This is a genomic window from Olivibacter sp. CPCC 100613 (assembly GCF_036959255.1).
Taxonomy (GTDB): domain Bacteria; phylum Bacteroidota; class Bacteroidia; order Sphingobacteriales; family Sphingobacteriaceae; genus Olivibacter.
Map to the genome: position 1 here is coordinate 44,425 of NZ_JAWMTI010000009.1, position 12,260 is coordinate 56,684.

General features: G+C 38.9%; 10 protein-coding genes. 4 read left to right on the plus strand and 6 right to left on the minus strand.

Annotated elements, in window-relative coordinates; genetic code table 11:
• The first annotated feature begins 5 nt into the window (after positions 1-5).
• Complete coding sequence (locus RYH73_RS21775; protein ID WP_335315599.1) at positions 6-230, plus strand: dodecin family protein; 225 nt, start codon at positions 6-8, stop codon at positions 228-230.
• A gap of 24 nt (positions 231-254) precedes the next feature.
• On the opposite strand, the gene RYH73_RS21780 is transcribed toward RYH73_RS21775, so the two are convergent.
• Together RYH73_RS21780 and RYH73_RS21785 are read right to left on the minus strand one after the other, a co-directional pair.
• Positions 255-1,523, minus strand: coding sequence for a DUF819 family protein (locus RYH73_RS21780; protein ID WP_335315600.1), 1,269 nt, complete (start codon positions 1,521-1,523; stop codon positions 255-257).
• 15 nt (positions 1,524-1,538) lie between these two features.
• Positions 1,539-2,552 carry a dipeptide epimerase gene (locus tag RYH73_RS21785; RefSeq protein ID WP_335315601.1) on the minus strand — a complete coding sequence of 338 codons (1,014 nt, stop codon included), beginning with the start codon at positions 2,550-2,552 and terminating at the stop codon, positions 1,539-1,541.
• Between the two features lie 456 nt (positions 2,553-3,008).
• On the opposite strand from RYH73_RS21785, the gene RYH73_RS21790 reads away from it, so the two are divergent.
• Together RYH73_RS21790 and htpG are read left to right on the plus strand one after the other, a co-directional pair.
• The gene (locus RYH73_RS21790) at positions 3,009-3,566 is read left to right on the plus strand and encodes a hypothetical protein (protein ID WP_335315602.1); all 558 of its coding nucleotides are present in this window, start codon (positions 3,009-3,011) and stop codon (positions 3,564-3,566) included.
• A gap of 161 nt (positions 3,567-3,727) precedes the next feature.
• Positions 3,728-5,614: a molecular chaperone HtpG gene (gene htpG, locus RYH73_RS21795; protein ID WP_335315603.1), complete on the plus strand. Its 1,887-nt coding sequence runs from the start codon at positions 3,728-3,730 to the stop codon at positions 5,612-5,614.
• 72 nt (positions 5,615-5,686) lie between these two features.
• Here the strand turns inward: htpG and RYH73_RS21800 are convergent, their stop codons facing one another.
• Both RYH73_RS21800 and RYH73_RS21805 read right to left on the minus strand, forming a co-directional pair.
• Positions 5,687-7,135, minus strand: coding sequence for a glyceraldehyde-3-phosphate dehydrogenase (locus tag RYH73_RS21800; RefSeq protein ID WP_335315604.1), 1,449 nt, complete (start codon positions 7,133-7,135; stop codon positions 5,687-5,689).
• A gap of 194 nt (positions 7,136-7,329) precedes the next feature.
• Positions 7,330-8,190, minus strand: coding sequence for a sigma-70 family RNA polymerase sigma factor (locus RYH73_RS21805; RefSeq protein ID WP_013666518.1), 861 nt, complete (start codon positions 8,188-8,190; stop codon positions 7,330-7,332).
• A 447-nt stretch (positions 8,191-8,637) separates the two neighbouring features.
• Between RYH73_RS21805 and RYH73_RS21810 the strand changes: the two genes are divergently transcribed.
• Positions 8,638-9,828, plus strand: a complete 1,191-nt coding sequence (locus tag RYH73_RS21810) for an acyltransferase family protein (RefSeq protein ID WP_335315605.1) — start codon at positions 8,638-8,640, stop codon at positions 9,826-9,828.
• A gap of 27 nt (positions 9,829-9,855) precedes the next feature.
• Here RYH73_RS21810 and RYH73_RS21815 read toward each other — a convergent pair whose 3' ends face one another.
• Together RYH73_RS21815 and murQ are read right to left on the minus strand one after the other, a co-directional pair.
• Positions 9,856-11,376, minus strand: a complete 1,521-nt coding sequence (locus tag RYH73_RS21815; RefSeq protein WP_335315606.1) for a sodium:solute symporter — start codon at positions 11,374-11,376, stop codon at positions 9,856-9,858.
• Positions 11,377-11,431: 55 nt separating this feature from the next.
• Positions 11,432-12,241: an N-acetylmuramic acid 6-phosphate etherase gene (gene murQ, locus RYH73_RS21820; protein ID WP_335315607.1), complete on the minus strand. Its 810-nt coding sequence runs from the start codon at positions 12,239-12,241 to the stop codon at positions 11,432-11,434.
• Positions 12,242-12,260: the final 19 nt, after the last annotated feature.

A 12,260-nucleotide genomic window follows, 5' to 3' on the forward strand; every position in this document is an offset into this window, starting at 1 on the left:
GAGTTATGACTTTGGTAAAAGTAATCGAAGTGATCGCTTCATCAGAAGTAAGTTTTGATGACGCTATTAAAAATGCGGTAAAGGAAGTTACTGAAACAATCGAAAATGTTGATTCTGTTTACGTAAAAGATTTCAAAGTGCATGTAAAGGATCGTCAGATAACAACATTCGGTGCTGTTTGTAAGGTCTCCTTCAGAATTGATGAAGGGAAAAGAAATCAGTCGCATTAGAAATTTAGTTAAGACAGTGCTGTTTCAAGATAACCAGTTTGAAATGACTTGTAACGCCAAGCCACAGATATACCCCCCATAGGTGCCCACGGCATAACCTAATACGGCCAATAGCACCCCCACAGGGGTTAAGTAGCGACTAAAAGCTGCGGCAACAATCGGAGCTGACGCGGCACCGCCGATGTTGGCCTGGCTTCCTACGGCCACAAAAAAGAAAGGGGCACGGATAAGACGGGCAATTAATAACGTAATGGTAATATGGCTCAAAATCCAAATAATTCCGACTAGAAAAAATTTCGGATTATCAAGCAATGCTTTTAGATTCATATTCATGCCAATAGTAGCCACTAAAATATAAAGAAATAAGGAAGCTATGTTAGAGGCACCATCGTGTTCAAGTTTACGTGCTTTGGTGAAAGACAAAGCCATACCTATCGTGGTAGCGATGATGACAAGCCAAAAAAAGTTACTGGTCAGTGAGTATTGAGCAGTTTGTGGAAAATGCATCTCAAACCAAGGAGCAATAAAGTCAGCAAGTAAATGCGAGACTCCTGTAGCACCAAAGGCCACCCCCAGAACAATAATCCAATTGGATATTCCCTGGGCAGTATTTGACTGACCGGCATGCAATTGCTCCATTTTTTTTTCTAGATCGGCGATAGCAGAATTATCGGCCTTCAACCAGCGGTCAATCTTTTTTCTGTGTTGAGCACCATATAGCAGTAATCCCATCCAAATATTTGCAACGAGTACATCGACCGCTATCATCTGTGCAAAAAGTGTCTTACTAGCACCGAAAACTTCTAACATAGCTGCCTGGTTGGCACCGCCACCGATCCAGCTGCCTGCAATGGTGGCTAAACCACGCCAAGTTTCTTCTTCTTTAAAATGTAATATATCGGGGAAAGTTGAACCTACGATGGCGAAAGCAAGTGGACCACCTAACATAACGCCTAAAGTGCCCGCAAAAAATATAATGATAGCCTTGGTACCCAAACGTTTCAGCCCTTTTATGTCTATACCGATCGTAAATAAAACCAAGCTGGCAGGTAAAAGATAACGAGAAGCGACATCATATAAAGCAGAGTGCGCTCCTGAAATCAAGTTAAATGTATTAAATAGGGCCGGCACAAAATAACATAACAGTACGGTGGGTACAACACGATAAAAGCGTTTCCAAAAGAATGTTTGTAGTTTTGACGTATAAAAGACCAGGGCCAATACAGTCATTAATAAACCAAATACAATGGCGTCATTTGTGATCAATGGGTTTGTACTTTGTGCTGTTTCCATCAATAGCGATATGTTTTATGAATTTTCGATATAAGGTTCTACCGTGTCCCACGTTGGTTTCTTCAGTCCTAAACCCGGACTGTTATCGACTCGAATTTCACCTTGGACGCAGGGAAAAGCAATAAATGGATCATTCGTAACGCCTAAGTTGCCATCAAGATCAATAAACTCGGCTAAACTTCCCAGCTGCGCTCCCGCGGCTATTGCACAAGAGGTTTCGGACATGCAGCCGATCATTGTATGCAACCCTTTCTTCTTAGCTGTTGTAAGCATGGTAAACGCTTCACGGATCCCGGTCGATTTCATTAGTTTTATATTCACACCGTGATAAAATAAACCGGCATTGTCTATATCTTTTATTCGTTGTATTCCTTCATCTCCTATAATTGGCAGGCTGCTGCGATTTTTTAGCCACTCCATCGCATCAAAATCATTTTTAGGCATGGGCTGCTCGATAAAGAGGCAAGCCTGCGTACTAAGCCAATCGATTAACCTAGCGGCCTCTTCTTTGTTTTTCCATCCTTGGTTTGCATCGATGTACAAAGGTTGATCGGTCACTTTCCGTATGGCCTGAATAATTGCCCGATCTTCGGCTGTTCCCAATTTAATTTTTAGGTAGCGAAAATCTTTTGCTTCCGTCACCCGGGCTGCCATTATTTCCGGTGCCTCAATGCTGATTGTTTTAGCTGTTTGGAGTATTTCGTTAGATAAACCATATAATTCATGAACGGATCTTTTTGTTATCTTTCCCCACAAGTCATGTAGGGCTATATCAAGTGCAGCTTTGATCGCTGGATTTCCCGGTTGTATATGGTCGATGTATGATAAAATGGGATCTATTGGTGAGACGGAATGAAATTGGCTCAGATCTAGCTGATCTAAAAAAACTTTAGCTGTATTTAAGTCCTCGCCATAACGTGGCGGCATGGACGCTTCGCCGAAACCTTCCATATCCCGATAAGAAATTTTAATAAGCATAATGGGAGTTCCGGTCCGAACATTATCGGCGATACGGAATGGATGTTCCATCTTTAAAAAATAAGGCTTATAGGTGAGGTTTAGCATTTTTCTAACGGAAATAATTGCTTAAAGAGGGTTCTTTTATCTGAAGTCTTTTTGATATGCTTTTTTGTTCGCACTGAATGTAAATATCGACTTTTTTTTAGAAAAAATGAAATCATTTACTAAGAGGAATTTCTCTTTTTTTGCCGGTTCTTTATGATTTATCTGCATAAAGCCTATTTTGGCGACAATGACCGAAAATATAAGGGTTGTTTTAATGGGATTCAAAAATAAATCCACATGATTTTTCCTAAATCAGTTAAAATTATTTTTATAAAAAACAAAATATTATTCTGATTCTAATCGAATTTTAATCTTTTTAAGTAGGTTTTTTGTATGTAAATTGCTATATTTGATAGGTATGAAGCAGGGTGGGAGCTGCTTCGGATGTAGTAAATAGTGATAACATTAAATTGAATTGAGATGGTAAATTTTGTAATGTTCTTATTCGTGGGGCTTTTTGCTGATACGAGCGGACAAATAAATACAGGGGGATTCGTAACGGATCAAAATGGAAAATATGTGGTTTATCATCAGGAAGAGGCTTCGAAGCTAGACGATAAGCAGCACATAGAAAGCTATATCAGTAAATTTTTTGAAACGAATGCTTCAACACTGGCAGCGGACGGACAGGAACGTGTGACAGTGGCAGGTAAAACTACCTTGAAGAGACATGCGACGATTGGAAACTATATAGCAGGAGATGTAAACTATAAGTTGGTTTTTGAAAAAGTGGGCGAGGGGTACCGTTATTGGTTCACTGATTTGTCATATCAGCCATATATCAAGGATCGGTATGGTAAAATCGTTCCGGCCAAAGTAAAACCAATTCCTTTAGAAAAAAATATGACGCGTGTTAACCAGGGGAGCTGGAACAAACAACGGGAATATGCTTATCAGACCATAAGCAACTTAGCGGAGCATTTTAATGAATACTTGAATAGGGGGGATCAACCAACTGTTGTGAATATTCCGCAATAGCAACAAACTCGTATTATAAGAAAGTGAAAAGCCGGATTCTTAGATGGAATCCGGCTTTTTTGTCAGTTGTGAGCTGTCATACTGACTGTCTGTGTCTTTTGGAACATTGCTTGTTGATGACTTTTTGTTTACAATTAGGAATTATCTATAAATATCATATTATGCAAGAAAAAGGGAACATCTCAATTCATACCGAGAATATATTTCCGGTAATTAAGAAGTTTTTGTACTCCGATAATGAAATATTCTTACGAGAATTAGTGTCAAATGCGGTCGACGCTACGCAGAAACTAAAGAGGTTGGCTTCTTTAGGGCAGTATGCCGGTGAAGTTGGTGACACAACTATTGAAATTTCGTTTGATGAAGCTGCGAAAACGATTACCATTTCTGATAAGGGGATCGGTATGACGGCTGAAGAGGTGAAAAAGTATATTAATCAGATTGCCTTTTCGGGTGCTACCGAATTCATGGAGAAGTTTAAAGAAGCAAAGGATGCGAATGAAATTATAGGTCGTTTTGGTCTTGGTTTTTATTCGGCCTTTATGGTAGCTGATAAGGTAGAGATTCAGACTCTTTCGTATCAGGATGGTGCTCAAGCAGCGAACTGGGTATGTGATGGTAGCACTTCCTACGAAATTACCGATGGCGAAAAAACAAGTCGCGGTACGGACGTGATTTTGTATATTAATAAGGAATCTGAGGAGTTTTTAAACAAGGCGAAACTTGAAGAAATTTTAAATAAATACTGCCGCTTTCTACCGGTGGCTATTAAATTCGGAACGAAGACGAAATCAGAAGAAGACGGCCAAGATGAAGAGGGTAAACCTAAATATAAATCCATTGAGGTTGACAATATCATCAATAATACGAATCCGGCATGGACTAAATCTCCCGCTGAATTAAAAGATGAAGATTATCTGAATTTCTACCGTGAATTATATCCTTTTTCTGAAGAACCGTTGTTCTGGATTCATCTTAATGTGGATTATCCTTTCAACTTGACCGGAATATTGTATTTTCCAAAGGTTAAAAACGACTTCGATCTACAACGAAATAAAATCAAGTTGTTCTCGAGGCAAGTATTCATTACCGACGAGGTGAAAGATATTGTCCCTGAGTTTTTGATGCTATTGCATGGGGTTATTGATTCACCTGATATCCCGTTGAATGTTTCACGTAGTTTCTTGCAGGCCGATAGCAATGTGAAACGAATCAGCAATTACATAACTAAAAAGGTGGCTGACAAGCTGAGCGAGTTGTTTAAAACGGATCGCAAGGGTTTTGAAGGAAAATGGAAAGACATCGGTCTTTTCGTGAAATATGGCATAGTCAGTGAGGATAAGTTTGCTGAAAAGGCCGGTGATTTTGTCCTGGTTCAAAATGTGGATAAAGAGTTCTATACTTTAAAAGAGTATGCAGAGAAGGTGAAGGATCTTCAAAAAGATAAAAATGACCAAGTGATTTACCTGTATGCAAATGATGCCGCTAAGCAAGACAGTTTTATTTCAGGTGCGAAGTCAAAAGGTTATGATGTATTGCTTTTCGATTCTCCGATTGACGGACATTTTGTAAGCTACTTGGAACAAAAAACAGAAAACACACAATTAAAACGAGTTGATTCGGACGTGTTGGATAAGTTGATTCAAAAGGACGATGTAACGGAATTGGTATTGAGTGAAGAAGAAAGCACAACGGTTAAAAGTCTTTTCGAGAAAGCGATCAAGAAGGATAATATGCAGGTAGAGGTGGCCGCACTTAACGCAGAAGAAATGCCTGTAACAGTTACCATGGATGAATTTATGCGGAGAATGAAAGATATGGCTCAAAATGGCGGTGGTATGGGATTTTATGGTAATTTACCAGATAACTATAAGGTTTCGGTCAACGGTAATCATCCGCTAATTAAACGTATCCTAAGCGCTGCTGATGACGAGGAAAAAGAGAATTTAGCAAAACAAGCTTTTGATTTAGCATTATTGTCTAATGGTTTGTTGGTGGGCTCTGAACTGACAAATTTTGTAAAGAGAAGCGTTAGTTTAATTGACTAATTTAGCGCATTACTTATTGCATTAAAAGGAGAGGGCACTCTTTCAGTGCCCTCTTTTTGTATAGTAAACTCATTAATAATAAGTTAATCGAACTACATTGGCAAGTTTTTTTGCCAATCGAATTACCTGTCTGCTATATCCGTATTCATTATCGTACCAAACATATATAATCAACGTTTTGCCGTCGTCCGAAATGGTGGTCGCTTGACCATCGATAATGCAAGTATGGCTATTTCCCACTACATCACTGCTTACCTGTTCTTTTGATATAGAGTAATCAATTTGCTCAGACATTGAACCAAATAAAGCCTCGTGTTTCAACGTATTTTCGATTATTTCTTTTGTGACGGTTTTTGATAACTGTAAATTTAAGATTGCCAATGAGCCACTTGACACGGGAACGCGAACTGCATTTCCGGTGAGTTTTCCGTTTAACCTCGGAATTATTTTGGAAAGAGCCTTTGCTGCACCGGTTTCCGTAATAACCATATTACTTGGAGCAGCTCGACCTCTGCGTTCTTTTTTATGGAAGTTGTCTAAAAGGTTTTGATCATTCGTGTAGGCATGAATAGTTTCTATGTGTGCTTTTTTTATCAGGAAATGTTTATTAATTACCAACAATATAGGCGCTACAGCATTTGTTGTGCAGGAAGCGCAGGAAAAGATATTTTCTTTACTGATATGAAATTGCTGTTCATTAACGCCTGCTACGATGTTTGGAATATTGTCTTTTCCCGGTGCTGTTAATAGTACTTTACTGATTCCTTTTGCTTGAAGATGTTTGCCAAGCCCTTCGCGATCGCGAAAGATACCGGTATTGTCGATTAGCAAGGCATTATCGATTCCGTATTTGGTGTAATCAATTGTTTCGGGTTTATGACTGGTAATTAGTTGAATCAATTGACCGTTGATAATTAAGCAGTTTTTCTCCTGATCAAGGTTTACTGTACCTTTAAAATTTTTATAAATGGAATCATAACTGAATAAGTCGGCTCTTTTTTGAAGATCTCCGTTTTGTAGATCGCGCACGACAATTGCACGAAGGCGTAGCTGTTCACCCTTACCCGTTTGTGATATAATTTCTCTAGCCAATAGCCTGCCAATCCGACCAAAGCCGAATAAAACAACGTCTTTTGGTGTCAATTTTACTTTGTTTGCGCCTATATGGTTGGCCAACTCTTTTGTAATAAAATCGTGTATGGAAGAATATCGTTGATGCTGCTCGATCCATTGGAGTGTTAGCATTCCTAAATCGATTCGACTAGGGGCTAGGTTGCTTGTTTTAATTGCTTTCGCGAGCTCTAATGTTTCATAGATGGAGATGTCCTTTTGTGTCACGTTGCGCGCATCTTGATGAATCGCTAATACTTCACTGCTACCGATATCAAATAGCGGCTTTCGAAAAAGCATAAGCTCAATAGAGCGTTCAAAACGAAGCTGCCCTACGGTGGTAGTCAGCTGCAATGCTGTCTTTTCTTTTTCAATCCAGTTTTGAAATTCTGTTTGGATTTGATTTGTCATTTTGAAATTTAATAAGGTTTATTTTTGACAAATCTATAAAATATTATGTTTTTAAAAAGGTTTTATTGAGTATTTGATAATTTTTTTGACTGGTGTGGTCAGACCGTTTCGAGAATGGCTTTACGAAATAAATCAATAAAAAAGCAGCCATTGTAGGCTGCTTTTTTATTGATTTATGAAATGATTGAAGAGTTTTATCCTAGATAAGACTTCAATATTTTACTCCGTGAAGTATGGCGTAAACGTTGTAGGGCTTTGTCTTTTATTTGTCTCACACGCTCTCTGGTGAGGTTAAATGTCTCACCGATCTCTTCAAGAGAAAGCGGATGGTTGGAGCCCAGACCAAAAAACAGAACGATGATTTCACGCTCGCGTTCCGTTAGCGTTGCTAAAGAGCGTTTGATTTCTTCAGAAAGCGATTCATCGATCAAATTGCTATCTGTATTTGGATCATGGTTCTCTAATACGTCTAACAAGGTGTTTTCTTCCCCTTGAACAAAAGGTGCATCCATAGAAACATGGCGACCCGAATTGCTTAAGGTGTCAGAGATCTTGTCCACAGTAGTTTCTAAAATATCCGCTAATTCTTCAGGTGAAGGCTCGCGTTCATATTCTTGTTCCAGGCGTGAAAAAGCCTTGCTGATTTTACTTAATGAACCTACCTGATTTAACGGTAAACGAACGATACGTGATTGCTCTGCAATTGCTTGTAAGATAGACTGACGGATCCACCAAACAGCGTAAGAAATAAATTTAAAACCTTTGGTCTCATCAAAACGTTTAGCTGCTTTGATCAATCCTAAGTTTCCTTCGTTGATAAGATCTCCAAGTGTAAGCCCTTGATTTTGGTATTGTTTAGCTACCGAAACCACGAAACGTAAATTGGTTTTTGTTAAACGCTCTAAAGCAGCTTGATCGCCCTCTCTGATCTTTTGGGCAAGTATTACTTCTTCCTCTGCTGTAATTAGGTCAACTTTACCAATTTCATGCAAATACTTATCTAACGATTGCGATTCACGGTTAGTAATCGACTGGGTTATTTTGAGCTGTCTCATTAATTATTTATATGCCCCTTTCTTTAATAAAGTGTGCAAAAGTACAAAAATTATTTTTCTTATTAACGATTGAAAAGCAAAAAAGTTGTCTGATTTTTAGGGTTTTATACAGTTTTTTTTGCAGTATTTCTATAGCAAAAAACGAGCCAAATCATGCTGCTGACAGCCCATGTCTGCGATTCTCGGAGACGTTGTAAAGGTATTATGAACCAACGATGACAAAAAGGCATTTGATTAACTAAGTCGTTACATAAAATCATATACTTGTTACAGCTGCAAAAACGAAATTTATTTATAGTACCCTATTGGTTGTTATATGAACGTTTTAATGATCATGGGTGCGTTTTTGTGCATGTTTTTCTAATGTTTTTGCATATTCAGTTATGAATTTGTAGCTTTATACACAATAGATAAAGAGATGCATATTTTCTTGCCTGAACAAATTAGATGAACCAACGCTACTATTCGCTCGATGTTTTTAGAGGGGCAACGGTGGCCCTGATGATTCTCGTTAATAACCCAGGGAGTTGGAGTTATGCTTTTTCACCTTTAAAACACGCACCCTGGCATGGTTGTACACCAACTGACTTAGTGTTCCCTTTTTTTCTATTTGCTGTAGGTAATGCAATGGCTTTTGTGATTCCAAAGTTACGCGTTCAGGGTGATCGTGTATTCTGGAAGAAGATGCTGAAGCGAACGATGCTGATTTTTCTGATTGGTCTTTTGCTTAACTGGTACCCCTTTGTGCAATGGAGTCATGATTCTCTTCTTATTAAATATTGGATAGATCCTGTCAACTCGACTAGTGGTGTACGTATATTAGGCGTATTGCAACGAATCGCACTCTGTTATTGCTTTGCGTCCATTTTGGTTTATTTTTTAAAAAACAAAGCGATCATTTGCTTAGGTGTCTTGGTATTGCTTTTTTATTGGAGTATATGTGTGTTTTTTGGGGAAACAGACCCTTATAGTTTACAGGGCTGGTTTGGAACAAAGCTCGATATAGCGGTGCTGGGTATTGCCCATATGTATAAAGGTGAAGGTGTACCATTCGAACCCGAAGGTATTGCTAGTACCTTTACGGCGGTTATCCAAGTTGTTATAGGTTTTTTGGCAGGGCAATATATTCAATTAAGTTCAAAAGTGGGTGAACGGCCTACTCCTGTTTATCGAACTATAAGTGGCTTAATGGTTGTTGCCGCCTTACTAACCTTGGCAGGGCTAACTTGGGGGTTGGTTTTTCCTATAAACAAAAAAATATGGACGAGCTCCTTTGTCCTTTATAGTAGTGGATTGGCTATTACCACCTTAAGCGTACTGATTTGGTTTTTAGAGATTAAAGGGATCAAAAACGGCGTTACGAAATTTTTTGATGTGTTTGGCAAAAATCCATTGTTCATTTTTGTAATGAGTGCCTTGATACCGAAAACACTATCGCTTATACGAATTGAAAATGGATTTGATGAGCTTGGTAATCCTTCTTACACTTCACCGTTGAGATGGTTTTACACGTCCATTTGTGCCCGATTCCCGGGACCTCCTGAAGTCGGATCATTTGTTTATGCTATTTGTTTTCTTTCGTTGCTCTGGGTGATCTGTTATGTGATGGACAAGAAGGGAGTATACGTGAAGGTGTAATGTTGGTTATTTGTTATTGGTCGTTGGCTATTTGTTACTTACCCCATTACTTCTTCCAACCTCAAATCTTATTCCGTCGCCTTCTGCCTTTCGCTTGCTGCTGGTGATCAACAACATGAACCAAGTTAAGAATCCATTTAATAAAATTAGTTCAAATCCAACGGTATAGCCGATCGATTCTTTCAGCCAAGATTCAACGAAGTAAGACAGTATCGGTGAGATAAGACAAATGTAAGGGACCAATTTATCCCGTACAGAGCGCTCGGATAACATGCCGAAAGCAAAAAGACCTAAAAGCGGTCCGTATGTATATCCGGCCGCTATAAAAATTGCATTGACAACGGAATCATCGTTAATTAAACGAAAGATAAGAATGACCACTAACATCAGAAAAGAAAACACAAAATGGACTGTATTTCTTGTTTTGATCAGTTTATGGTCATTAGGGTCTTTCTTTTTGTTGAAATTTAAAAAATCGACACAAAATGAAGTGGTAAGTGCCGTAAGCGCCGAGTCGGTTGTAGCAAAGGTTGCTGCCGTTAACCCAAGCATAAAGATAATGCCTGGTACAATGGCTAGATGATTCAGCGCTATCTCAGGATACAGGTGATCCGGCGTTCGCAATTGCGAAACATCAATATTGTTTTTTGCAGCGTATAGGTATAACAAAGCGCCAACTGATAGAAAAAACAGATTAATGAAAATGAAGATTGTTGTAAAAGTGAGCATATTTTTTTGGGCTTCACCGATTGTCTTCATACTCAAGTTTTTCTGCATTAAATCTTGGTCTAACCCCGTCATGGCGATGGTGACAAAAATACCGCCCAAAAACTGTTTCCAAAAATTGGCTTTGTTGCCCATAAAATCATCCCAAAAGAAAATCTTTGAATAACTACTGTTTTTCACCGTTTCAATGGTATCGAAAAAGTTAAGATTTAAACTGGATGCAATAAAATAAATAGATAGTACCACGGAAAGCAACAGAAAGAAGGTCTGCAATAAATCGGTTATAATAATTGTCTTCAATCCGCCCTTATGTGTGTAAAGCCATATAAGCAAAAGGCATATAATTATGGTAAGCGCAAAAGGAATATGCCAAGCGTCAAAAATAAACCGTTGTAGGACAATAGCCACCAAGTAGAGCCGAAATGCCGAGCTGATCGTTCTTGAAATCAAAAAGATCATTGCACCGGTTTTATAACTATAAAACCCCAATCGACGTTCGAGATACGAATAGATAGAAACCAAATGCATTCTATAGTAAAGAGGCAAAAGCACTAAGGCTATAATGACGAATCCAACGGCATTGCCCAGTACGAATTGAAAATAACCGAAACTCCCGTTGCCAACAGCTCCCGGAACGGATATAAACGTAACACCCGACAAAGCTGTACCAATCATCCCAAAGGCAACCACATACCATTTAGAGCTCTTATTTGCGATAAAAAATGTAGCGTTATCAGATGATTTTCGGGATGTTAAATACGCAATTAAGATTAAAACCCCAAAATAAATCAAGAGAAAACTTAGCAAGGTAATCGGAGACATACTTAAAAGATGTTTTACAGTTTACAGGATGTGATTTGAATAGCTGAGATTAAGCTTACGGGTGCTGCATGTACTCTATAGCCTTTCTGACACTGCCATATTTTTCAAGTAGCTCGTTCGCTTTTTCTTGATTAACGCCGGTTTCCTCCATTATAATGCGGGTGCCTCTGTTGAATAATTTTGTATTGGTTAACTGCATATCTATCATTTTATTCCCCTTTACTCTTCCGAGCTTGATCATGATCGAGGTACTTAACATATTCAGTACGAGTTTCTGAGCCGTGCCTGCCTTCATTCGTGTTGAGCCGGTAACAAATTCAGGTCCCGTAATTACCTCTATCGGAAATTTCGCGATTTTTGCCATGGGTGTATTCGCGTTACAAACTAAACAACCTGTTGTGAGTCCGGCCGCATTGGCGGCTTCTAGCCCGCCAATTACGTAAGGTGTAGAGCCAGAAGCAGCAATACCCAATATGACATCTTTATTGTTAATGCCGTGTTCACTGAGGTCTTTCCATGCTTGTCCTTTGTCATCTTCCGCAAATTCTACAGCTTTTCTAATCGCAGTGTCACCTCCTGCTATCAATCCTACGATCCAGTCGAATGGTACACCGAAAGTGGGCGGGCACTCGGAGGCATCCAATATACCTAAGCGTCCGCTAGTACCTGCTCCTATATAAAAAAGACGGCCACCCTCTTCCATTTTTTCGACCGTAGTTTTTACCAAGGCCTCTATTTGTGGGATTGATTTTTTTACCGCTTCGGGTACACTTTGGTCCTCTTTATTAATATTAGTTAGCAACTCATTAACCGACATCTTTTCCAGGTCGTTGTAGTAAGATTCTTTTTCAGTTGTATTCTCCATCGTTATTATTAACTATTAC

Coding starts and splice junctions, on each gene's coding strand:
- RYH73_RS21775 (WP_335315599.1), top strand. CDS start 6: ATGACTTTGGTAAAAGTAATCGAAGTGATCGCTTCATCAGAAGTAAGT.
- RYH73_RS21780 (WP_335315600.1), bottom strand. CDS start 1,523: ATGGAAACAGCACAAAGTACAAACCCATTGATCACAAATGACGCCATT.
- RYH73_RS21785 (WP_335315601.1), bottom strand. CDS start 2,552: ATGGAACATCCATTCCGTATCGCCGATAATGTTCGGACCGGAACTCCC.
- RYH73_RS21790 (WP_335315602.1), top strand. CDS start 3,009: ATGGTAAATTTTGTAATGTTCTTATTCGTGGGGCTTTTTGCTGATACG.
- htpG (WP_335315603.1), top strand. CDS start 3,728: ATGCAAGAAAAAGGGAACATCTCAATTCATACCGAGAATATATTTCCG.
- RYH73_RS21800 (WP_335315604.1), bottom strand. CDS start 7,135: ATGACAAATCAAATCCAAACAGAATTTCAAAACTGGATTGAAAAAGAA.
- RYH73_RS21805 (WP_013666518.1), bottom strand. CDS start 8,190: ATGAGACAGCTCAAAATAACCCAGTCGATTACTAACCGTGAATCGCAA.
- RYH73_RS21810 (WP_335315605.1), top strand. CDS start 8,638: ATGAACCAACGCTACTATTCGCTCGATGTTTTTAGAGGGGCAACGGTG.
- RYH73_RS21815 (WP_335315606.1), bottom strand. CDS start 11,376: ATGTCTCCGATTACCTTGCTAAGTTTTCTCTTGATTTATTTTGGGGTT.
- murQ (WP_335315607.1), bottom strand. CDS start 12,241: ATGGAGAATACAACTGAAAAAGAATCTTACTACAACGACCTGGAAAAG.